Below are 23,577 nucleotides of genomic sequence, written 5' to 3' on the forward strand. Positions count from 1 at the left end.
GCGGATCTTCGGGCAACGGACGATTTCCGGCCAACCTCCATTTGCCCCACTGACATGTACGCGACCCAACTGGCACTGTTCACCTCGCACCAACGGCACGCCCCGCACCGCAACTTCACCGCAGCCCGACCGCTTCCCCATGCCGGTCGGACACCCCCCACGAAGGAGCTTGTGTGACCCCCCTCTACGCGCGTCGCAACCGCACCACCCTCGCCATCGCCACCGCTGTCGCGGCCGGAGCCCTCCTCACCACCGGTCTCACCACCGCCTCCGCCCAGACCCCGGCCGAGCAGTCCGACACGGCCCTCGCCGCGGCGCCGGTCCAGCTGACCCCGGCAGCCCGTACGAGCCTCATCCAGAAGGCCGACGCGGCCGCCACGCAGACCGCGGACGAGATAGGTCTCGGCGCCGACGAGAAGCTGGTCGTCAGAGACGTCGTCAAGAACGTCGACGGCACGACCCACACCCGCTACGAGCGCACCTACGCGGGACTGCCCGTCCTCGGCGGCGACCTGGTCGTCCACGCGACCGAGGCCGGCCGGACCCAGGGCGTGACGAAGGCGACCAAGGCGACCATCAAGGTCTCCGACGTCACCCCGGACATCACCAGGGCCGCCGCCGAGAAGCAGGCCGTGTCGGCCGCGAAGGCCGAGGGCAGCAAGAAGTCCGCCGCCGACAAGGCGCCCCGCAAGGTCGTCTGGGCGGCCGACGGCAAGCCGGTCCTGGCCTACGAGACGGTCGTCGGCGGCTTCCAGCACGACGGCACCCCGCAGGAGCTGCACGTCGTCACCGACGCCGAGTCGGGCAAGAAGCTGTACGAGTGGGAGGCGGTCAAGACCGGTATCGGCAACAGCCAGTACTCCGGCAAGGTCACCATCGGCACCTCGCTCTCCGGCTCGACGTACCAGCTCAACGACACCTCCCGGGGCTCGCACAAGACGTACAACCTAAACAAGGGCACGTCCGGCACCGGCACCCTCTTCACCGACGCGGACGACACGTGGGGCACGGGCGCGGCGTCCAACACCCAGACGGCGGCCGTCGACGCGCACTACGGGGCCCAGGTCACCTGGGACTTCTACAAGAACGTGCTCGGCCGCACGGGCATCAAGAACAACGGCGTCGCGGCCTACTCCCGCGTCCACTACAGCACGGCGTACGTCAACGCCTTCTGGCAGGACTCCTGCTTCTGCATGACGTACGGCGACGGCTCGGGCAGCGTCAAGCCGCTCACCTCGCTGGACGTCGCGGGCCACGAGATGAGCCACGGCGTCACGGCGAACACCGCGGGCCTCAACTACAGCGGTGAGTCGGGCGGCCTGAACGAGGCCACCTCCGACATCTTCGGCACGGCGGTCGAGTTCTACGCGGCCAACTCCACCGACGTCGGCGACTACCTCATCGGCGAGAAGATCAACATCAACGGCAACGGCACCCCGCTGCGCTACATGGACAAGCCGAGCAAGGACGGCGCGTCCAAGGACAGCTGGTCGTCGAGCCTCGGCTCGGTCGACGTGCACTACTCGTCGGGCCCGGCGAACCACTTCTTCTACCTCCTCTCGGAGGGCAGCGGCGCCAAGACCATCAACGGCGTCAGCTACAACTCGACGACGTCGAACGGCACGACGCTCACCGGCATCGGCCGGGACAAGGCGATCAAGATCTGGTACAAGGCGCTCACCGAGTACATGACGTCCACGACGAAGTACGCGGGCGCCCGTACGGCGACGCTGAGCGCGGCGTCGGCGCTGTACGGCTCGACGAGCACCGAGTACAAGGCGGTCGCAGCCGCCTGGTCCGGCGTGAACGTCGCCTGACAACAGGGAAGTCGTGAGTGGGCGGTACCCGGGACGAGACATCCCCGGGTACCGCCCTACTCTTGGTTCCCATGCCCTTCACGTACGAGGACGTGGGCGCGACCCGCGACGGCCGGTGCCCGCCCGGCTTCCACCCCCTGCACGTCCGCACCCGCATAGGCGAGGGCCACGAGGTCTTCAGGACCGCCGCCCGGGCGGTCCTGACCTGGGAGCTCCACAGGGCGATCGGCGTCACGATCACCACGGACGCCGCCGAGGCGGCCCCGGGCGTGGACGTGACGGTCGGCCTGGGCCCTCTCGTCAGGGCTCCCTGCCGCATCGTCTGGACCCTGGACGAACCGCGCCGCGCCGGCTGGGCCTACGGCACCCTCCCCGGCCATCCGGAGTCCGGCGAGGAGGCCTTCGTGGTCGACCGCACGGGCGACGGCACGGTCTGGCTGACCGTGACCGCCTTCAGCCGCCCGGCGAAGTGGTACGCGAAGGCCGGCGGGGCGGCGACCCGGGGCCTGCAGCACGCGTACGCGCGACGGTGCGGGACGGTGCTGCGGCGGATGTGCGCGGGGGACGACAAGCCCTAGAGGTGTTCCGGAGGCCACGGACGCCGCCCGCGCATCTCACCGCGTCAGGGGCGGCGCCTCACCGCAGCAGCACCCCCGCCCCCTCCGCCAGCTCCTCCGCGGGCACCGCCACCAGGCCCAGTTCCGCGCCGGACGCCAGGAGCCGGTGGGCCGGGAGGACGCGGACCGTGTAGCCGAAGGAGCCCGTGCGGTCGAGGGAGAGCGGGCCCTCGTACAGCCAGCGGCCGTCCTGGTCGGGGCCGCCCGCCGGTTTCAGCGGGAACGTCGTGCCGTCCGTGATGCGGTCCTCCGTGTCGACGCGGCCCGAGACCGCCTGGACCTCGACATCGTCCGGGGCCAGGTCACCGAGGCCCACCAGGACCCGCAGGGAGAGCGTCGAGCCCAGTTCGGCCGTCGCCGTCACCGCGGTCGTCTCGACGTGGTCGACCGTGACGTGCGGCCAAGCCGTCCGCACCCGGGACTTCCACACCGCCAGTTCCCTGGCGGAGGAGTGGTCCATGGCCCGGTGGGCCAGCGCCGCCGGGGCGTAGAGGCGCTCCACGTACTCACGGACCATGCGGCCCGCCAGGACCTTCGGGCCCAGATGGGTCAGGGTCTGGCGGACCATCTCGATCCAGCGGTCGGGCAGGCCGGCCTGCCCCCGTTCGTAGAAGCGCGGGGCCACCCGCTGTTCCAGCAGGTCGTAGAGGGCCGTGGCCTCCAGTTCGTCGCGGCGGTCGTCGTCGACCGCGGTGCCGTCCGCCGTGGGGATCGCCCAGCCGAAGTCGGGCCGGAACCATTCGTCCCACCAGCCGTCGAGCACCGACAGGTTGAGGCAGCCGTTCAGCGCCGCCTTCATGCCCGACGTGCCGCACGCCTCCAGCGGGCGCAGCGGGTTGTTGAGCCAGATGTCGCAGCCGGGGTACAGCTTCTGCGCCATCGCCATGCCGTAGTCGGGGAGGAAGACGATGCGGTGGCGCACGCGCGGGTCGTCGGCGAAGCGCACCAGCTCCTGGACGAGGCGCTTGCCGCCGTCGTCGGCCGGGTGGGCCTTGCCCGCCACCACGATCTGGACGGGCCGCTCGGAGTGCAGCAGCAGGTCCATGAGCCGGTCGCGGTCGCGCAGCATCAGCGTCAGGCGCTTGTACGACGGCACGCGGCGCGCGAAGCCGATCGTCAGGACGTCCGGGTCCAGCACGCCGTCGATCCAGCCCAGCTCCGCGCTCCCCGCGCCCCGCTGCCGCCAGGACGCGTACAGCCGCTCGCGCACCTCGGTCACCAGTTGCTCGCGCAGGGAGCGCCGCAGCTCCCAGATGTCCTGGTCGGGGATGTCGGCGACGGCGTCCCAGCGGTCGGAGCCGCCGACGGTGAGGGCGTCCTCGGTGCGCTGCGCGCCGATCTGCCGGGCGCCGAGCCGCAGCACCTCGGGCGCCACCCAGGTGGGGGCGTGGACGCCGTTCGTCACCGAGGTGATGGGGACCTCGGCCGGGTCGAAGCCCGGCCACAGCCCCGCGAACATCTCGCGGCTGACCTGGCCGTGCAGCAGGGAGACGCCGTTCGCCCGCTGGCCGAGCCGCAGGCCCATCACCGCCATGTTGAAGAGGTTCGGCTCACCGCCCGGATACGTCTCCATGCCGAGGCGCAGGATGCGCTCGACGTCGATGCGCGGCAGCTCGGCGGCGGGGCCGAAGTGGCGGGCCACCAGCTCCCGGTCGAAGCGGTCGATGCCGGCCGGTACGGGGGTGTGGGTCGTGAAGACGGTGCCGGCCCTGACCGCCTCCAGCGCGGCGTCGAAGCCGAGGTCCTCCTGGGAGAGTTCGTGGATGCGCTCCAGGCCGAGGAAGCCCGCGTGGCCCTCGTTCGTGTGGAACACCTCGGGCCGCGCGTGTCCGGTGAGCCTGCAGTACGTACGGACGGCGCGCACCCCGCCGATGCCGAGCAGCATCTCCTGCAGCAGCCGGTGCTCGCTGCCGCCGCCGTACAGCCGGTCGGTGACGCCGCGCTCGCCGAGGTCGTTCTCCTCGACGTCGGAGTCGAGCAGCAGCAGCGGGACCCGGCCGACCTGGGCCAGCCAGATACGCGCGTGCAGGGCCGTACCGCCGGGCAGCGCCAGGGAGACCTGGGAGGGCGTGCCGTCGGCCTCGCGCAGCAGGGAGACGGGCAGTTCGTTGGGGTCCAGGACCGGATAGTGCTCCTGCTGCCAGCCGTCCCGGGACAGGGACTGGCGGAAGTAGCCGTGCCGGTAGAGCAGTCCGACACCGATCAGGGGCACACCGAGGTCGCTGGCCGCCTTGAGGTGGTCCCCGGCGAGGATGCCGAGACCCCCGGAGTACTGGGGCAGCGCGGCCGTGATGCCGAACTCGGGCGAGAAGTAGGCGATGGCGTCGGGGAGCCCGGGCGGCTGGGACTGGTACCAGCGGTCCCCTGTCACGTAGTCGTCCAGTTCGTGGGCGGCGCCGGACAGCCGCCGGACGAACCGCCGGTCCTGCGCGAGCTGGGCCAGCCGTCCGGACGACACGTTCCCGAGGAGGCGTACGGGATCGCAGCCGGAGGACACCCAGCGCTCGGGGTCCACGGACTGGAAGAGGTCACGCGTCTCGGCGTGCCAGGACCAGCGCAGGTTGCGCGCCAGGTCGCTGAGGGGCTGGAGGGCTTCGGGGAGTACGGGACGCACGGTGAACCTGCGGATGGCCTTCACGAGCTTCCACCTTCACGGAGGACGTACCAGGGCGGCGTACCAGAGCGGTGTGTCGGGACGGTGTGTCGGGGCGATATGTCGGGACGGTGTGTCGGGCGGTGCGGTGCATCGGGGCGATTCGGTCAGGACCGGGGCCGCGAGGACACACGTCGGTGTGCGCCCCCGTCACCCACGACGGTAGCGGCGCGGGTGCCCGTGCAACTACGGCGCGAAGTGCTCCGCGCGGTGCGCGGTGCCACGGTCCGGACCGCCCGCGGCCGGTCGCGTCCCGCTCAGGGGCCCCGGGCGCCCGGGCCCGCGCCCTGCCCGGGCGGCTCGATTTCGCCGCCGCCGCGTGTGGGCCGAACGGGCGGTACGGCCGGTTCCGCCCCGCCGTGCGGCCTGGTGGCACCTCCCGCCGCACGAGAGGCCGCCGCGTGGCGATCCGGCCACGGCCTCCCACGGCCGCCCGGGGCCCGCGAAGTGTGCGGGGGCCCCGGGCGGGGGCGTACGCCCCCGGCCGGGTCGCACCGGCCCGAGGAGGGGACCGGCACGACGGTGACACCTGCCGGACGGGCGCGCCGGGCGGGACGGCCGGACCTCCCGTACCGGGGCACGCGGCCGGACCTGGTCGCCCCCGGTGTGGACGTCACCTCCACCTCCCGCACGAGCTGCACCGACAGAGTGATCCCTCCGGGTATCCCGATGGCGTCACCCCATGCGGCGGATGCGGCCGGGCGGTGTCCCACCGGCTCCTCCACGGCGGCTTCCGCGCAGGTCAGCGGGGCTCTCCCCGAGCCGGCCGCCACCGGCGGACGGTCCGTCGCGGGCCCCGGTCCACCGACCGGACCCCCGCAGACCGACAACTCTTGACCATCGCGTACTAAGAGACCGGTCTCATCTCGCGAATCCGGGGCAGATCCTTGGAGGATCCTTGGCGGATACTCGTCGGGCGAGGTCGGTCTTGTGTGTGGACATACGCGCGAGTAGTTAACAAAGTGCCGGATTGCCTACCCGGAAGGGGTGGGAAGGCTCCTCCGGTACGCACCACAGGACCACCTCCTCACACTCTCATCCGCCCACCCTCGTTGACGCGGACAGGAGCGGTCATGCCCGCCATGCACCATCAGCCGTCACCACCCCCGACGCCCGGCACGACACCACCCCCCGACCAGGGGGCGGAAGCGGAGCGGCCACGGTCACCGGCGACCAGGACCGGGACGGCCGGGACGACAGGGGCGGCGAAGCCGCCCAAGCCTGCCAGGACGAGCAAGCAGGCCAAGCAGGCCAAGACACCGAAGTCCGCCAGGCCGGCGAAATTGGCGGAGCCGGCGAAATCGGCCGGCTCACCGCAGCCGGCCGGATCACCGCAGCCGGCCGCGCCCGCGAGTGCGCCGCAGTACACGCCCGTGATCGGCCGTATCCCCGTCCTGGACGTGCGCCCCCTCGTCGCGGGTGGCCGCCGCCCCGCGAAGGCCGTGGCGGGAGAGGCCTTCGAGATCTCCGCGACGGTCTTCCGCGAGGGCCATGACGCGGTCGCCGCGAACGTCGTCCTGCGTGACCCCGAGGGGCGCCCGGGACCCTGGACGCCCCTGCGCGAGCTCGCGCCCGGCACGGACCGCTGGGGCGCCACCGTCTCCGTACCGGAGACAGGTCTGTGGACGTACACCGTGGAGGCCTGGAGCGACCCCGTCTCCACCTGGCACCACCACGCCGGGATCAAGATCCCGGCGGGGATCGACACCGAGCTGGTCCTGGAGGAGGGCGCGCTGCTGTACGAGCGGGCCGCGGCCGGCGTGCCGCAGAGCAAGGGGCGGCGCGACACGCTCCTCGCGGCCGTGCGGGCGCTGCGCGACACCGGCCGTCCCGCCGCCGCCCGGCTGGCCGCCGCGCTCACCCCCGACGTGCGCCACGTCCTCGCGCGCCACCCCCTGCGCGAGCTGGTCACGTCCGCCGAGCCGCTCCCCCTCCTCGTGGAGCGGGAGCGGGCGCTGTACGGCTCCTGGTACGAGTTCTTCCCGCGCTCGGAGGGCGCGGTGGTGGAGCCCGGGAAGCCGCCGGTCAGCGGCACGTTCCGGACCGCGGCGGCACGGCTGCCCGCGATCGCCGCCATGGGCTTCGACGTGGTGTACCTGCCGCCGGTCCACCCCATCGGCACGACCTTCCGCAAGGGCCCCAACAACACGCTGGACCCGGGCCCGGACGACGTCGGGGTCCCCTGGGCGATCGGCTCGGCGGAGGGCGGGCACGACGCCGTCCACCCCGACCTCGGCACCATCGACGACTTCGACGACTTCGTGCGCCGGGCCGCCGAACTGAACCTGGAGATCGCGCTCGACTTCGCGCTCCAGTGCTCGCCCGACCACCCGTGGGTGGAGAAGCACCCGGAGTGGTTCCACCACCGCTCCGACGGCACGATCGCGTACGCGGAGAACCCGCCGAAGAAGTACCAGGACATCTATCCGATCGCCTTCGACGCGGACATGCCCGGCCTGGTGCGGGAGACGCTGCGGGTGCTGCGGTTCTGGATGGCGCACGGGGTGCGGATCTTCCGCGTGGACAATCCGCACACGAAACCGGTCGTCTTCTGGGAGCAGGTGATCGCGGACATCAACCGCACCGACCCGGACGTGATCTTCCTGGCGGAGGCGTTCACCCGCCCCGCGATGATGCACACGCTCGGTGCGATCGGTTTCCAGCAGTCGTACACTTATTTCACCTGGCGCAACACCAAAGAGGAACTGACCGAATACCTCACCGAGCTCTCCGGTGACGCGGCCGCCTACATGCGGCCCAATTTCTTCGTCAACACCCCGGACATCCTGCACGAATTCCTGCAGCACGGCGGGCGGCCCGCTTTCGAACTGCGCGCGGTACTGGCGGCGACGCTCTCCCCGACCTGGGGTGTCTACAGCGGATACGAGCTGTGCGAAGGCACACCTGTGCGTGAGGGCAGCGAAGAATACCTGAACTCCGAAAAGTACGAACTGCGTCCGCGGGACTGGGAGGCGGCGGAACGCGAGGGTCGTAGCATCGCCCCCCTGATCGCCGAACTCAACGCGATCAGACGTCGCAGCCCCGCCCTTCGGCAACTGCGCGACCTGCATTTCCACCACACGGACAAGGACGCGGTGCTCGCGTACTCGAAGTCCGTCACGGACGCACGCGGATCGAACACGGTTCTGGTGGTCGTGAACCTCGACCCCCACCACACCCAGGAGGCCACGGTCTCGTTGGACATGCCACGACTCGGCCTGGACTGGCACGCGTCGGTGCCGGTGCGCGACGAGCTCTCCGGCGAGACATACCACTGGGGCAGGACCAACTACGTGCGCCTCACGCCGGGAGAGCGGCCCGCGCACGTCATGAGCGTCCTGCGACCGTCCTCACCGCCCACCGGAGGGTCACCCACATGATCGTCAACGAGCCCGTCGAAGACAAGTTCGAAGACACCCCCGCCAAGGACCGCGACCCCGAATGGTTCAAACGCGCCGTCTTCTACGAAGTCCTCGTACGCTCCTTCCAGGACAGCAACGGCGACGGCATCGGCGACCTCAAAGGCCTCACCGCCAAACTCGACTACCTGCAATGGCTGGGCGTCGACTGCCTGTGGCTGCCCCCCTTCTTCCAGTCGCCCCTGCGCGACGGCGGCTACGACGTCTCCGACTACACCGCCGTCCTGCCCGAATTCGGCGACCTCGCCGACTTCGTCGAATTCGTCGACGCCGCCCACCAGCGCGGCATGCGCGTCATCATCGACTTCGTCATGAACCACACCAGCGACCAGCACCCGTGGTTCCAGGCCTCCCGCAACGACCCCACCGGCCCCTACGGCGACTACTACATGTGGGCCGACGACGACCAGCAGTACGCCGATGCCCGCATCATCTTCGTCGACACCGAAGTCTCCAACTGGACCTTCGACCCCATCCGCAAGCAGTACTACTTCCACCGCTTCTTCTCCCACCAGCCCGACCTCAACTTCGAAAACCCCGCCGTCGTCGAAGAAATCATCTCCGCCCTCAAATTCTGGCTCGACCTGGGCATCGACGGCTTCCGCCTGGACGCCGTGCCCTACCTCTTCGCCGAAGAGGGCACCGACTGCGAAAACCTCCCCGCCACCCACCACGTCCTCAAACGCGTCCGCGCCGAGATCGACGCCCACTACCCCGACACCGTCCTGCTCGCCGAAGCCAACCAATGGCCCGAAGACGTCGTCGACTACTTCGGCGACTACACCGCCGGCGGCGACGAATGCCACATGGCCTTCCACTTCCCCGTCATGCCCCGCATCTTCATGGCCGTACGCCGCGAATCGCGCTACCCCGTCTCCGAAATCCTCGCCAAGACCCCCGCCATCCCCTCCGGCTGCCAATGGGGCATCTTCCTGCGCAACCACGACGAACTCACCCTGGAGATGGTCACCGACGAAGAACGCGACTACATGTATGCGGAATACGCCAAGGACCCCCGCATGCGCGCCAACATCGGCATCCGCCGGCGCCTGGCCACCCTCCTGGACAACGACCGCAACCAGATCGAACTGTTCACCGCACTCCTGCTGTCCCTGCCCGGCTCCCCGATCCTCTACTACGGCGACGAGATCGGCATGGGCGACAACATCTGGCTCGGCGACCGCGACGCGGTACGCACCCCCATGCAGTGGACCCCCGACCGCAACGCCGGATTCTCCTCCTGCGACCCCGGACGCCTCTTCCTGCCCACCATCATGGACCCCGTCCACGGCTACCAGGTCACCAACGTCGAAGCCTCCATGAGCAACCCCTCCAGCCTGCTCCACTGGACCCGACGCATGATCGAGATCCGCAAACAGAACCCCGCCTTCGGCCTCGGCTCCTACACCGAACTCCCCTCCTCCAACCCCGCCGTCATCGCCTTCCTGCGCGAGTACAAGGACGACCTCGTCCTGTGCGTCCACAACTTCTCCCGCTTCGCCCAGCCCACCGAACTCGACCTCCAGGCCTTCGCCGGACGCCACCCCGTCGAACTCATCGGCGGCGTCCGCTTCCCCGCCATCGGCGAGCTCCCCTACCTCCTCACCCTCGCCGGCCACGGCTTCTACTGGTTCCGGCTCCGCAAGGACACGGTCCGGTCCCGGTGACCGGGGAACCGGCACAACGGACGGCGGGGCGGTTTCCTCCGCTCCGCCCTGGGCACGCAGTAGTAACACCCCGACTCCGGGTAAAGGACCTCCGGGTAAAGGACGCGACGACATGTCCGAAGCCGTCACTCATTCAGTGCCCTCCACGTCGACGGACCCCGGTCTCCTCGCGTCCCTCGACCCACTGCTCCGCGAGTGGCTCCCACGGCAGCGGTGGTTCGCGGGCAAGGGCCGCCCCGTCACCGGGTTCTCCCTGGTCTCGGCGACGGAGATCCTGCCGCTGAACTCCGCGCTGGGACTGCTCCACCTGCTCGTACAGGCGCACCAGCCGCTCGTACCGACGCAGGGAGCCCCCTCGCACCCGGGCGACTGCTACCAGCTGTTGCTCGGTGTGCGCGAAACGCTGCCGCCGCGGCTGGCGCCCGCGCTGATCGGCCACCCGACGCGGGGCCCGCTGGCCGGGCGCACCGTGTACGAGGCGCTGCACGACCCACGGCCCGCCGGCGTCCTGCTGGAGGCCCTGCGGGGACGGGCGCGCCTCGGTGAGCTGCGTTTCGAGCGCGACAGGCAGCAGGAGATCCGGGACGACCTGGTGCCCCGCCTCGTGACGGCCGAGCAGTCGAATTCGTCCCTCGTCTATGGAGATACGTTCATCCTGAAGCTCCTGCGCAGGATCGTGCCGGGGATCAACCCCGATCTGGAGCTGCCGCTGGCGCTGGCCCGCGAGGGCTGCCCGCGCGTTCTGGCGCCGGCCGGCTGGATGCTGGCGGACCTGGCCGGCCACCCCGGGGACCCGTACGTCCTGGGTGTCCTGCAGCCCTTCCTCCAGGGTGCCTCGGACGGCTGGGAGCTCGCCCTGCGCGAGCTCGCCAAGGGCGAGGACTTCAGCGGGGAGGCCCGGGCGCTCGGCCGCGCCACGGCCGAGGTGCACACGGCGCTGGCCCGGGCGCTGCCCGCGGTGACCCTGGGGCACCGGCAGATGGAACTGCTCACGGACGGCATGACCGAGCGGCTGGAGGCGGCCGTGCAGGCGGTGCCCCTCCTGCGGCCGTACGCGCCCGGTCTGCGCTCCGCCTTCGACGCGCTCGCCGATCTGGCGGGCGAGGGCGAGACGTGGACGGCCCAGCGGATACACGGCGACCTGCATCTGGGGCAGTGCCTGCGGTCACCGTCCGGGGACTGGTCGCTGATCGACTTCGAGGGCGAGCCCTCCAAGTCGCTCACCGAGCGGCGTCTGCCCCAGCCGACCGCCCGGGACGTGGCCGGCATGCTCCGCTCCTTCGACTACGCCGCGCACTCGCTCCCCCGGAGTCCCGGAGCCGCCCGGGCGGAGGGGACGCCCCCGCCGCCCCCGTCCGCCGTGCCCGGCTGGGCCGACACGTGCCGGGCCGCCTTCTGCTCCGGGTACGCCGAGGCGGGCGGCCGCGATCCGCGCACGGATCCGGTGCTGCTGCGCGCCTACGAGACCGACAAGGCGATCTACGAGGTCGTGTACGAGGCACGGCACCGGCCGGACTGGCTGCCGGTGCCGATGGCGGCGATCGCCCGCCTGGCCTTCCCCGGCACCGCCCCGTCCTGACCCCGCAGAACCCGAACCACCACCGACATTCCGTTCCGTCTAGGAGGCTCCGCCCGTGACGCCCCGCCCGAACCCGCCCGGCAAGAAGCCGAAGAGCTCGAAGGCCAAGGCCAAGGCCAAGGCCGCCGAAAAGGCCGCCGACCAGGCGAAGGACCGGCCGGCGGCGCAGGACGTACGGGCCGAGGCCACGGAGCCCACGCCCACGCCTGTCCCCGCATCCGCACCGGCACCGGCATCCGCACCAGCACCGGCACCGGCACCGGCACCGGCACCGGACACGGTGGTGGCGCGGGTCGCCGACCCGGAACCGGAGTCCGTTCAGGACGTGCGGCCGCAGCAGGACATACGGTCGCAGGCGGTACTGGACCGTACCGACCGGGAACGGCTCCTCGGGGGCGCGCACCACGACCCGCACTCCGTGCTCGGGGCCCACCCCGTGGACGGCGGGGTGGTCTTCCGGGCGCTGCGGCCGTACGCGCTCTCCGTGACCGTCGTCGCCGAGGACCTGCGGGCCGAGCTGCACGACGACGGGGACGGGTTCTTCTCCGCCGTGCTGCCGCTGCGGGAGGTTCCGGAGTACCGGCTCTCGGTGGAGTACGAGGGAGCCGTCCAGGACATCGAGGACGCGTACCGCTTCCTGCCCACGCTCGGCGACCTCGACCTGCACCTGTTCGGGGAGGGCCGGCACGAACAGCTGTGGACGGTCCTCGGCGCGGAGCCGATGGAGCACCAGGGCGTCACCGGCACCCGCTTCTCGGTCTGGGCGCCGAACGCCCGCGGGGTCCGGGTGGCCGGCACCTTCAACTTCTGGGACGCGACCGCGTTCCCGATGCGCTCGCTGGGCTCGTCCGGTGTGTGGGAGCTGTTCGCCCCGGGGGTCGGCGAGGGCGAGCTGTACAAGTTCGAGATCACCAGGCCCGACGGGTCGAAGACGCTGCGGGCCGACCCGATGGCCCGGCGCACGGAGGTGCCGCCCGCCACGTCCTCGGTGATCCACACCTCGCGGCACGAGTGGCAGGACGAGGAGTGGATGGCACGCCGGGCCGACCGGCCCGCGCACAAGGCCCCGTTCTCCGTCTACGAGCTGCACCTGGCGTCCTGGCGGCCCGGCCTGACGTACCGTCAGCTCGCCGAGCAGCTGCCCGCCTACATCTCCGACCTCGGTTTCACCCACGTCGAGCTGATGCCGGTCGCCGAGCACCCCTTCGGCGGCTCCTGGGGCTACCAGGTCACCGGCTTCTACGCACCCACCGCCCGTCTCGGCACCCCGGACGACTTCAAGTACCTCGTCGACGCCCTGCACCGGGCCGGCATCGGCGTGATCATGGACTGGGTGCCCGCGCACTTCCCGCGGGACGAGTGGGCGCTGGCCGAGTTCGACGGGCGTCCGCTGTACGAGCACGAGGACCCGCTGCGGGCCGCGCACCCCGACTGGGGGACCCTCGAGTTCGACTACGGGCGGCGCGAGGTGCGCAACTTCCTCGTCGCCAACGCCGTGTACTGGTGCGAGGAGTTCCACATCGACGGGCTGCGGGTCGACGCCGTCGCCTCCATGCTCTACCTCGACTACTCGCGCGAGGCCGGGCAGTGGACGCCCAACGTCCACGGCGGCCGGGAGAACCTCGACGCGGTCGCCTTCCTCCAGGAGATGAACGCCACCGTCTACCGGCGCGAGCCCGGGGTCGTCACGATCGCCGAGGAGTCGACCGCGTGGGACGGCGTCACCCGGGCGACCCACCACATAGGGCCGGGCGGCTTCGGCGGGCTGGGCTTCGGCCTGAAGTGGAACATGGGGTGGATGCACGACTCGCTGGACTACGTCTCGCACGAGCCGGTGTACCGCAAGTACCACCACCACGAGATGACGTTCTCGATGGTGTACGCGTACAGCGAGAACTACGTGCTGCCCATCTCGCACGACGAGGTGGTGCACGGCAAGCGGTCGCTGGTGTCGAAGATGCCCGGCGACTGGTGGCAGCAGCGCGCCACCCAGCGCGCCTACCTGGGCTTCATGTGGGCCCATCCCGGCAAGCAGCTCATCTTCATGGGGCAGGAGTTCGCGCAGGGCGCCGAGTGGTCGGAGGCGCACGGGCCCGACTGGTGGCTCCTCGACCCGGCGTACGGGGCCGAGGCCGAGCACCGGGGCGTCCGCGACCTCGTCCGCGACCTCAACTCGGTGTACCGGCATGTGCCGGCGCTCTGGGAGCTCGACACCGATCCGGCCGGGTTCGGCTGGGTCGCCGGGGACGCGGCGGAGGACAACGTGTTCGCCTTCCTGCGGTACGCCGCCGACGGGTCGCCGCTGCTGGCCGTGTCCAACTTCTCGCCCGTGGTGCGGCACGAGTACCGGCTCGGGGTGCCGGACGACGTGGCCGCGTGGCACGAGGTGCTCAACACGGACTCCGGGCGGTACGGCGGGGCCGACGTCTCGAACGTCGATCCCGTCAAGCCGGACGACCTGCCGTGGCACGGCCACCCGTCCAGCATCCGCCTGACGCTGCCACCCCTGTCGACGGTGTGGCTGCGCCCGGCGTAGGACGTTTCCCCGGGGGCTCCGCCCCGGACCCCCGGTCCTCGAACGCCGGACGGACTGAATTCTTCAGCCCGTCCGGCGTTCGAGGACGAGCGCGCGGCGCGACCGGGGGGGGCCGGGGCGCAGCCCCAGGGACGACGGGGGCGGAAGAGGCGTCTAAGGCAGGGCGGCCGCCAAAGCCTTTGGCAGCGGAGCCGCGTGCACGATGCCCAGCGCCTGCGTGGCCCGCGTCAGGGCCACGTACAGGTCGCTCGTGCCGAACCGCCCCGGCTCGACCACCACCACCGCGTCGAACTCGAGCCCCTTCGCCTGCCGGGGATCGAGCAGCACGACCGACCGGGTCAGATCCGGCTCCGCCCCCGCCACCACCCCGTCCAGCCGGGCGGCCAGCACCCCGTGCAGGTCGCGCGGCGCGATCACCGCGAGCCGCCCCTCGGCGGGGGCCAGTTCGGCGGCCACCTTCTCCACCGCACCGGGCAGGTCGGCGTCCGGGCGCACCAGGGGACGCACCCCCGTGGACCGCACCGAACCCGGCGGCTCGAAATCCGGCCGCTCGGCCCGCGGGACGGCCGCCGCGACCTCCATGATCTCGGACGGTGTGCGGTAGTTGACCGCGAGCCGGGTGTGCTCCCAGCGGTCCCCGACATAGGGGTGGAGGATGTCCGACCAGGAACCGACACCCCCGGCCTCGGACGTCTGGGCGGGGTCGCCCACGAGCGTCATCGACCGCGTGGGGCTGCGGCGCATCAGCAGCCGCCAGGCCATCGGGGACAACTCCTGCGCCTCGTCGACGATGATGTGCCCGAACGCCCAGGTCCGGTCGGCCGCGGCCCGCTCGGCGGCGCTGCGGTGGTCGTCCTCCTCGTGGCGCTCGGCCATCCGCTCGGCGTCGATGATGTCGTGCGCCGACAGGACCTCCGCGTCCTCCACGTCCATGTCCTCGAACTCGTACGTCCTGGACGCGTACGAGACGTCGAGGACGCCCTGGGCGTACGCGACCTGCCGGTCCCGTTCCTGCTCGGCGGCGGCCCGTGTCGTCCGGTCGTCGTCGCCGAGGAGTTCGGCGGCCTCGTCGAGGAGAGGGACGTCGGCGGTCGTCCAGGCACGGGTCACCGGGCGGCGGACGGCCTCCGCGTCCGCCACGGTGAGGTACGCGTCGGGCTCGGCGAGGAAGTCCGCGACGAGGCGCCGCGGGGTGACGCGCGGCCACAACCGGTCGATGGCGGCCCAGACCTCGGGGTTCTCGGCGAGGTCGTCGCGGATCTGGGTGATGTCGCTCGGGTCCAGCAGGTTCGTGCCGTCGAAGGGGTCCGTGCCGATCCGCTCGGCCACCATGTCGGTGAGGGTGTTGAGGATGTGCCCCTCGAAGTGCTCGCGGGCCGCGTTGTGCGGCAGCCGCAGTTCACGGGTGCGGTCGCGGGCGACGCGTACGAGACCCTCGTCGAGCATCAGTATGTCCCGGTCGTGCTCGACGGCGATCACCGGATCGGGCAGCGCCTGGCGGTCGCGCACGACGGCGGCGAGGACGTCGGCCATACCGGCGCCGCCCTTCACCGCGGCGGCCTCCGCGGTGTCGGTGGCACTCGCCCGCACCCCGGGGTACAGCTCGCCGACGGTCGCGAGCAGGACGCCCGTCTCACCGAGCGAGGGCAGGACCTCGGCGATGTAGCCGAGGAAGGCGGGGTTCGGGCCGACGATCAGGACGGCCCGCTTGGCGAGCAGTTCCCGGTGCTCGTAGAGGAGGTAGGCGGCCCGGTGCAGCGCCACCGCCGTCTTGCCGGTGCCGGGGCCGCCCTCCACCACCAGGATCCCGCGGTGCGGGGCGCGGATGATGCGGTCCTGCTCGGCCTGGATGGTCTGCACGATGTCGTTCATGCGGCCGGTGCGGGCGGAGTTGAGAGCGGAGAGCAGCACGGCGTCCCCGGTCGGGTCCTCGTGCCCGGTGCGCACCTGGTCCCCCAGGTCGAGGATCTCGTCGTGCAGCGCGGTCACGGCCCGGCCCTCGGTGGTGATGTGCCGCCGGCGGCGCAGCCCCATGGGGGTGTGACCGGTGGCGAGGTAGAAGGGGCGGGCGACCGGGGCGCGCCAGTCGATCAGGATCGGGGTGTGCTCGGCGTCGTCGGCACGGATGCCGATGCGGCCGATGTGGTGGGTGAGGTGGGCGGGATGAGTGGGGTCGGAGGAGTCCGCCAGGTCGATCCGGCCGAAGCAGAGCGAGCCGTCGACCGCGTTCAGCGCGGCGAGCAGACCGGAACGTTCGGCGACGAGGACGTCCCGTTCGAGGCGGGCCTGCATCGGGGTGCTGCCCTGCGCGAGGGCGTCCGCGACGGAGGCCTCGGTGCCGCCGCGCAGCGCGTCCACACGCGCGTGGAGGCCGTCGATGAATTCCTGCTCACGGCGCAATTCCTCGTCCGGAAATCCAGTGGTTGAGTCTGTGTGTGAGGCCTTGTTTGACAATTCCGCTCCCGCCCGGATATACTGTGCGCAGTGAACTTATCAGTGACTTGTTTTGCGTAAGTCACGAACTATTCAATATACGCAGAGAAATCCCCCGCAGGCAATTCCTGCGGGGGATTTCTCTGTACGGGCCGCGGGCCCGTCAGAGGACGTCCGCGAGCTCCTCCAGCAGCCGCCGCCTGGGCCGGGCGCCCACCATCGACTTCACCGGCCGCCCGCCGCGGAACACCATCAGGGTGGGCATCGACAGCACCCTGTACGCGTTCGTCGTCTCCGGGTTCGTGTCCACGTCCAGCTGCACCACCTTGAGCCGGCCGGCGTGCTCGGCGGCGACGGCGCTCAGCACCGGCGCGATCTGCCGGCACGGCGGGCACCAGTCCGCGGTGAACTCCACCAGTACGGGCAGCTCCGCCCCGATCACCTCCGCCTCGAAGTCCGCGTCCGTCACCTCGGCCACTCCTGCCGCCTTGATCACCGTGTCCGCCCTCCCAGTTCGCATACCGGTTCCGGACCGCCCGGAACCGCCGCCTCGGCCGCCAGGTCGCCCATCGCCCGCTCGGCCCGCGCCAGCTGTCCGCCGACCTGTTCGCGTACGGACCGCAGCTCGTCGATCAGCGCGTCCAGCTCACCCAGCTTGCGCCGGTAGACGGCGAGCGAGGCCGGGCAGGCGTCGCCCTGCGGATGGCCGGCCCGCAGGCACTCCACGAAGGGTCGCGTCTCCTCCAGGTCGAACCCGAAGTCCTGCAGCGTCCTGATCTGCCGCAGCAGTTTCAGGTCGTCCTCGTCGTACGCCCGGTACCCGTTGCTCCCGCGCCGCGCGGGCAGCAGCCCCCGCGACTCGTAGTACCGGAGCGTCCGCGTGGTGGTCCCGGCCCGCGCCGCCAGCTCGCCGATTCGCATGCCGTGACGGTAATCCTTGACGCCGACGTCAAGGCAAGCGGTCAGCGGGGGGCGGGCGGCAGCAGCGGCTTGCGCTCCACCGGGGACGACAGGACGATCGACGTCGTCGTACGGCCGAGCGCCGAGGCCTGCTCCAGGACGTCCTCCAGGTGGACCGTGTCCTCGACCGCGACCTTCAGGATCCAGCAGTCCTCGCCGACGACGTGGTGGGCCTCCATGATCTCGGGACGGGCCAGCAGCTCCAGCGTCCTGGGGTGCTTCAGGGTGTAGCCGCCGTGCGGGTCGACCCGGACGAAGGCCTGGATGCCGTAGCCGAGGTGCTTCGGCGACACGTGGGCGCCGTAGCCGGTGACGGCGCCGGCCGACTCCAGCCGGCGGACGCGTTCGGCGACGGCCGCCGGGGACAGCCGGACCCGGCGGCCCAGCTCGCTGAGCCTGATCCGGCCGTCGCTCTGCAGCAGGTCCAGGATCTGCCGGTCCACCGCGTCGAGGGCGACCGGTGTTCCGTCGGTGCCGGCCCGCGTATGCCGTGGTTCTTTCGGTGCCGCGACCGTATCTCCCATGTCTCCCCCTTCAGACCGCACGCGTACGCCGCGAGAATTATGACCGCGGATCCGGCCGGTGCGGCCGGGGACCGCGGGGAACGGCCGGGACGGTCCGGAATTCAGGGGAAAGGGACGCCGTGCGCGAAGTGTGTGTCATAGGCGGCAGCCGGTATTTCGGAAAGCGGCTGATCGGCCGGCTGCTTTCCGCCGGGGACCGGGTGACCGTCGTCAACCGCGGTTCGGCCGCGCCGCCCGCGGGCGCCGTCCACCTGGTCGCCGACCGGGACGACGAAGGGTCTTTGGTGCGGGCGCTCGGATCCCGCGCCTTCGACGTCGTGGTCGACCAGGTCTGCTACACCCCCGTGCAGGCGCAGATCGCCCGCCGGGTCTTCGCCGGACGTGTCCGGCGGTACGTCATGACGTCCACGGTCGAGGTGTACGAGTACGAGGACTCGGCGGACCCGGTGGGCGAGGACGCCGTCGACCCGCGTACGGTCCCGGTCGATCCCGGGCTCCCGTGGGGGGACCCGGAGTTCCGTGACGCCCATTACGGCGAGGGCAAGCGGCAGGCGGAGGCCGTGTTCGCGGCGGAACCGGCGTTTCCGTACGTGGCCGTGCGGGTGGCCCATGTGCTGGGCGGCGCCGACGACTTCACCGGGCGGCTGGCCCACTACGCCGAGCGGATCCGGTCCGGCGAGCCGGTCGCCGTGCCCGCGGTGAACCGTCCGGCCACGTACATCCATGTCGAGGAGATCGCCGATTTCCTCGCGTGGGCGGTGGGTGAGGAGTTCACCGGGCCGGTGAACGCGGCGTCGCACGGGGTGCTGGGGCTGGAGGAGCTGTGCGAGGCGGTGAGCGGGGGGCTCGTGGCGGGTGGTGAGGACGGCGGCGGTGGTGGCCGAGCGGCCGTGTTCCGTGTCGGGCCGGCCGACGGCCTCTCCCCCTTCGCCTTCACCCGCTCGTACGGGATGGACAACGGCCGCGCCACGCGCCTCGGCTTCACCTTCACGAGGACGCGGGACTGGCTCCCCCACGCGGTGACCGAAACCCTCGGCACCCCCCACTGAGCCGGGCGCGGCCCGCCGTCGGCGGGCCGCGCGGTTCCCCGCGCCCCTTAGGGGCGGGGGCGCAGCCCCGCTTTTCAGGGGCGCGGGGAACTGCGCGCTCGGCCACCGCGTAGCCGCACCCGTGCGACGATCCGGAACCGGCGGGGCCGGGCGGCTGAGCGAGGGGGAAGTGCTCAGCCGCCCGGAGCGCGAGGACGCGAACGGGCTAGGCCTTCGCCAGCGCCTTGTCACCGGGCTGCTCCGGCAGATTCGCGGAGCCGGAGCCGGAATCGGAGCCGGAGCCGGAGCCGGAGTCGGAGCCGTCGGCACGACCCCCGTGGCCGTCGTCGAGCAGCGTCGTCTCGTCGAACGGCAGCCGCCCCGCGAGCACCTCGTCCACCCGCGGCCGGTCGATCTCCTTGGTCCACGTACCGATCAGGACGGTGGCCACCGCGTTGCCCGCGAAGTTCGTCAGGGCGCGCGCCTCGCTCATGAAGCGGTCGATGCCGACGATCAGGCCGATGCCGTCCACCAGCGCCGGCTTGTGGGACGCGAGACCGCCCGCCAGGGTGGCCAGACCCGCGCCGGTGACACCCGCCGCGCCCTTGGAGGCGACGAGCAGGAAGAGGAGCAGCGGGATCTGCTCACCGATCGACATCGGCGTACCCATGGCGTCGGCGATGAACAGCGAGGCCATGGTCATGTAGATCATGGTGCCGTCGAGGTTGAAGGAGTAGCCGGTCGGGACGGTGATGCCGACCACCGGCTTGCTGACGCCCAGGTGCTCCATCTTCGCGATGAGCCGCGGCAGCGCGGACTCGGAGGAGGAGGTGGACAGGATCAGCAGGAACTCGCGGCCCAGGTACTTGAACAGCAGGAAGATGTTCAGGCCCGCGACGATCCTCAGCATCGCGCCGAGCACGATGAAGACGAAGAGGAAACAGGTGGTGTAGAAGCCGAGCATCAGGACGGCGAGGCTCTTGAGCGCGTCCACACCCGCCGAGCCCACGACCGCCGCCATCGCGCCGAACGCACCGACGGGCGCCGCCCACATCACCATGGCGAGGATGCGGAAGACGAGGCGCTGGATGTGCTCGATGCCCCGCAGGACCGGCGTACCGGTCGAACCCATGGCCTGGAGCGCGAAGCCGGCGAGCAGCGCGACGAGCAGGGTCTGCAGGACCTCGCCGCCGGTGAACGCGGAGACGATCGTCGTGGGAATGATCCCGAGCAGGAACTCCTCGGTGTTCTTCGCCTCGACGACCTGCCCCTGGCCCGCGTCCTTGATCGCGTCGGTCACCGCGAGGCCCGTACCGGGCTCCAGGATGTTGCCGACGACCAGGCCGATGGCGAGCGCGACGAACGACATGACCACGAAGTAGCCGAGCGCGATGCCGCCCACCGCGCCGACCTTCGCGGCCTTGCGTACCGAGCCGATGCCCAGGACGATCGTGCAGAAGATGATCGGCGAGATCATCATCTTGATCAGGTTCACGAAGCCGGTACCGATCGGCTTCAGCTTCACCGCGAAATCGGGGGCGATCAGACCCACCGCGATACCGGCGGCCACGGCGATGATCACCGCGATGTACAGATAGTGCGTGCGGTCCCGCTTTGCGGCGGGAGCGGCAGGTGCCGTATCGGGTGTGCTGGTCACGGCTGCCCTCCTTGACGACGTCGTCGGCATCATCCGGCGTGCGGCTCACGTCCGGGGGTTGTCGGTGACTATCTCCCGGCGTGTGAGGGCGGTCACCCTTCCGTTCATTACGTTCATGCATTTCCGGCCATGCAGACTGTCCCCATGCGCCTTCCCCGCGTCCCGCGACCCCGCAGCCTGGCAGGTCAGCTCTTCGCCATGCAGGCGGTGCTCGTCGCGGTCGTGGTCACGGGCTGCGCGCTCTTCACGTACGTCAGCGACCGCAGCCAGGCCGAGGACGCGGCGGGCCGCCAGGCCATGGGGGTGGCCCGCTCGGTCGCGGACTCCCCTTCCGTACGGGAGGCGATCCGCACCGCGGACCCGACGAGGACGCTCCAGCCGTACGCGGTCGCGGTGCAGCGCGGCGCGCAGGTCGACTTCGTCACGATCATGGACCCGGAGGGCATCCGCTGGACCCACCCCAACGAGAAGCTGATCGGCAAGCACTTCCTGGGGCACACGGACCGGGCGCTGCTCGGCGAGTCCTTCACGGAGACGTACACCGGGACCCTGGGTGAGTCCGTGCGCGCCGTCACACCGATCCGCGACGACGGCAGGATCGTCGGCCTCGTCAGCGCGGGCATCAAGGTCGACGAGATAAGCGCGCGGGTCGAGGAGCAGGTCAGAGCCCTGTTCGGGGTCGCCGCCGCGGCGCTGGCGCTGGGCGCCGTCGGCACGTACGTCGTCAACGCCCGGCTGCGCCGCTCCACCCACGGGATGAACGCGGCCGAGCTGAGCCGGATGCACGACTACCACGAGGCCGCGCTGCACGCGGTGCGCGAGGGGCTGCTGATGCTGGACGGGCAGTACCGGGTGGCGCTGATCAACGATGGCGGGCGCGAACTGCTCGGCGTGCGCGGTGACGTGGTGGGCCGCTCGGTGGCGCGGCTCGACCTGCCGGCCCCGTTGACGGGAGCGCTGCTGTCGGGGGAGCCGCGGGTGGACGAGGTGTACCTCACGGCGTCGCGGGTGCTGGTCGTGAACACCTCGCCGGTGTCGGGCGGTGAGCGGCGCGGCACGGTGGTGACCCTGCGCGACGTCACCGAACTGCAGTCCCTGATGGGTGAGCTGGACTCGGAGCGCGGTTTCACCACGGCGCTGCGCTCGCAGGCCCACGAGGCGGCGAACCGGCTCCACACGGTCGTCTCGCTGATCGAGCTGGGCCGGGCCGAGGAGGCCGTCGACTTCGCCACGGCCGAGCTGGAACTGGCGCAGGCCCTGACGGACCAGGTCGTCGCGGCGGTCAGCGAGCCGGTCCTCGCCGCCCTGCTGCTCGGCAAGACGGCCCAGGCGAACGAGCGCGGTGTCGAACTGGTGGTCTCCGAGGACAGCAGCATCGACGACGGCCTGCTCCCGGAGTCCCTCACCGCCCGGGACCTGGTGACGGTCCTCGGCAACCTGATCGACAACGCGGTGGACGCGGCGCAGGGCTCGGCGGGCGCCCGGGTCACCGTCACCGCGCTCGCGGACGCGGCGGGCCTGGTCCTGCGGGTCAGCGACACCGGGGCGGGGGTGGACCCGGCCCACGCGGAGGAGGTGTTCCGGCGCGGCTGGTCGACGAAGCCGGCCGGGCCGGGCGGGCGCGGGTTCGGCCTGGCGCTCGTACGGCAGGCGGTGGCCCGGCACGACGGCGCCCTGACCGTGACGACCGCCCCCGGCGGCGGCGCGTCCTTCGAGGTACGGCTGCCCCTGCCGCCCTCGGCAGGGGCAGGGGCAGGGGCGGGGACCGAGATCCACGCCGCGCCCGAATCCGAACCCGAGTCCGGGCGCGAACGCGAGCCCGAGCCCACGCCGCACGGAGGCACCCCATGAGCACGTCTCCCCCGCGCCAGGACATCCGCGTCCTGGTCGTCGAGGACGACCCCGTCGCGGCGGACGCGCACGTCCTGTACGTGGGGCGGGTGCCCGGATTCAGGGCGGTCGGCAAGGCACACACCGGGGCGGAGGCGAGACGGGCTCTGGACCGCACGCCCGTGGACCTGCTCCTGCTCGACCTGCACCTGCCGGACGTGCACGGCCTGCAGCTGGCCCGCTCGCTGCGCGCCGCCGGCTACCACGCGGACGTCATCGCGGTGACGTCCGCGCGCGACCTGGCCGTCGTGCGGGAGGGGGTGTCGCTGGGCGTGGTGCAGTACGTGCTCAAGCCGTTCACCTTCGCCACCCTCCGGGACCGGCTCGTGCGCTACGCCGAGTTCCACGCCGCGGCCGGTGAGGCCAGCGGCCAGGACGAGGTCGACCGGGCGCTGGCCACGCTCAGGGCGCCCGGCCCGGCCGCCCTGCCCAAGGGGCTGAGCGCGCCGACGCTGGAGAAGGTCACCCGGACCCTGCGCGGCAGCGCGGAGGGGCTGACCGCGACCGGCATGGCGGCGGCGGTCGGCATCTCGCGGATCACGGCCCGGCGGTACCTGGAGCACCTGGTGGACGCGGGGCGGGCCGGACGCAGTCCCCAGTACGGACAGGTCGGCCGGCCGGAGCTGCAGTACCGGTGGGTGAAGGGATGACGGGGGGGGGTCCGGCACGACGGGTCACGCGGTCCGCACGGCAGGTCACGAAGTCCGCGCAACGGGTCACGACGGACACGCCGGGTCACGACTCGGTACCGGGAGTGCTCGCCCGCCCCGCAAGGTCATTGACCTGACCCGACCACT

At 71.5% G+C, this 23,577-nt stretch carries 15 protein-coding genes; 9 read left to right on the forward strand and 6 right to left on the reverse strand.

Features of this window, described 5'->3' with window-relative positions; genetic code table 11:
- The first annotated feature begins 173 nt into the window (after positions 1–173).
- Entirely contained in the window at positions 174–1,817 is a 1,644-nt protein-coding gene (locus tag QFZ75_RS12290; RefSeq protein ID WP_307536406.1) for a M4 family metallopeptidase, read from the forward strand.
- Positions 1,818–1,888: 71 nt separating this feature from the next.
- Positions 1,889–2,395 carry a DUF1990 family protein gene (locus tag QFZ75_RS12295; RefSeq protein WP_307536408.1) on the forward strand — a complete coding sequence of 169 codons (507 nt, stop codon included), beginning with the start codon at positions 1,889–1,891 and terminating at the stop codon, positions 2,393–2,395.
- A 58-nt stretch (positions 2,396–2,453) separates the two neighbouring features.
- On the opposite strand, the gene QFZ75_RS12300 is transcribed toward QFZ75_RS12295, so the two are convergent.
- Complete coding sequence (locus QFZ75_RS12300) at positions 2,454–5,072, reverse strand: glycosyltransferase family 1 protein (protein WP_307536410.1); 2,619 nt, start codon at positions 5,070–5,072, stop codon at positions 2,454–2,456.
- A 1,088-nt stretch (positions 5,073–6,160) separates the two neighbouring features.
- Between QFZ75_RS12300 and QFZ75_RS12305 the strand changes: the two genes are divergently transcribed.
- The 4 genes from QFZ75_RS12305 (at position 6,161) to glgB (ending at position 14,288) form a co-directional block, all read left to right on the forward strand.
- On the forward strand, positions 6,161–8,467 hold the full coding sequence (locus QFZ75_RS12305; RefSeq protein ID WP_307536411.1) for an alpha-1,4-glucan--maltose-1-phosphate maltosyltransferase: 2,307 nt from the start codon (positions 6,161–6,163) through the stop codon (positions 8,465–8,467).
- Entirely contained in the window at positions 8,464–10,173 is a 1,710-nt protein-coding gene (treS, locus tag QFZ75_RS12310) for a maltose alpha-D-glucosyltransferase (protein ID WP_307536413.1), read from the forward strand. The genes QFZ75_RS12305 and treS overlap by 4 nt, the downstream gene beginning before the upstream one ends.
- Before the next feature lie 112 nt (positions 10,174–10,285).
- Positions 10,286–11,752, forward strand: coding sequence for a maltokinase (locus tag QFZ75_RS12315; RefSeq protein WP_307536416.1), 1,467 nt, complete (start codon positions 10,286–10,288; stop codon positions 11,750–11,752).
- Between the two features lie 55 nt (positions 11,753–11,807).
- The gene (gene glgB, locus QFZ75_RS12320) at positions 11,808–14,288 is read left to right on the forward strand and encodes a 1,4-alpha-glucan branching enzyme (RefSeq protein ID WP_307536417.1); all 2,481 of its coding nucleotides are present in this window, start codon (positions 11,808–11,810) and stop codon (positions 14,286–14,288) included.
- Between the two features lie 153 nt (positions 14,289–14,441).
- On the opposite strand, the gene QFZ75_RS12325 is transcribed toward glgB, so the two are convergent.
- The 4 genes from QFZ75_RS12325 to QFZ75_RS12340 all read right to left on the reverse strand — a co-directional run bounded on the left by QFZ75_RS12325 (position 14,442) and on the right by QFZ75_RS12340 (position 18,205).
- Positions 14,442–16,688 (reverse strand): ATP-binding domain-containing protein, encoded by a 2,247-nt coding sequence (locus QFZ75_RS12325; protein ID WP_307536419.1) that lies wholly within the window; start codon positions 16,686–16,688, stop codon positions 14,442–14,444.
- Between the two features lie 196 nt (positions 16,689–16,884).
- Positions 16,885–17,217 carry a co-chaperone YbbN gene (locus QFZ75_RS12330; RefSeq protein ID WP_307536420.1) on the reverse strand — a complete coding sequence of 111 codons (333 nt, stop codon included), beginning with the start codon at positions 17,215–17,217 and terminating at the stop codon, positions 16,885–16,887.
- On the reverse strand, positions 17,214–17,642 hold the full coding sequence (locus QFZ75_RS12335; protein ID WP_307536422.1) for a MerR family transcriptional regulator: 429 nt from the start codon (positions 17,640–17,642) through the stop codon (positions 17,214–17,216). The genes QFZ75_RS12330 and QFZ75_RS12335 overlap by 4 nt, the downstream gene beginning before the upstream one ends.
- Positions 17,643–17,683: 41 nt before the next feature.
- A complete protein-coding gene (locus QFZ75_RS12340) occupies positions 17,684–18,205 on the reverse strand; it encodes an Lrp/AsnC family transcriptional regulator (protein ID WP_307536424.1) in 522 nt (173 codons plus the stop codon).
- A gap of 119 nt (positions 18,206–18,324) precedes the next feature.
- Here QFZ75_RS12340 and QFZ75_RS12345 point away from each other — a divergent pair, with 119 nt between their 5' ends.
- A complete protein-coding gene (locus QFZ75_RS12345) occupies positions 18,325–19,254 on the forward strand; it encodes an NAD-dependent epimerase/dehydratase family protein (RefSeq protein WP_307536426.1) in 930 nt (309 codons plus the stop codon).
- 205 nt (positions 19,255–19,459) lie between these two features.
- On the opposite strand, the gene QFZ75_RS12350 is transcribed toward QFZ75_RS12345, so the two are convergent.
- Positions 19,460–20,890 (reverse strand): cation:dicarboxylate symporter family transporter, encoded by a 1,431-nt coding sequence (locus QFZ75_RS12350; protein WP_307536428.1) that lies wholly within the window; start codon positions 20,888–20,890, stop codon positions 19,460–19,462.
- A 144-nt stretch (positions 20,891–21,034) separates the two neighbouring features.
- Here QFZ75_RS12350 and QFZ75_RS12355 point away from each other — a divergent pair, with 144 nt between their 5' ends.
- Positions 21,035–22,741 (forward strand): sensor histidine kinase, encoded by a 1,707-nt coding sequence (locus QFZ75_RS12355; RefSeq protein WP_307536429.1) that lies wholly within the window; start codon positions 21,035–21,037, stop codon positions 22,739–22,741.
- Positions 22,738–23,430 carry a response regulator gene (locus QFZ75_RS12360; RefSeq protein WP_307536431.1) on the forward strand — a complete coding sequence of 231 codons (693 nt, stop codon included), beginning with the start codon at positions 22,738–22,740 and terminating at the stop codon, positions 23,428–23,430. The genes QFZ75_RS12355 and QFZ75_RS12360 overlap by 4 nt, the downstream gene beginning before the upstream one ends.
- The last annotated feature ends 147 nt before the right edge of the window (positions 23,431–23,577 follow it).

Origin of the sequence: Streptomyces sp. V3I8 (assembly GCF_030817535.1) — a bacterium.
Taxonomy (GTDB): Bacteria; Actinomycetota; Actinomycetes; order Streptomycetales; family Streptomycetaceae; genus Streptomyces.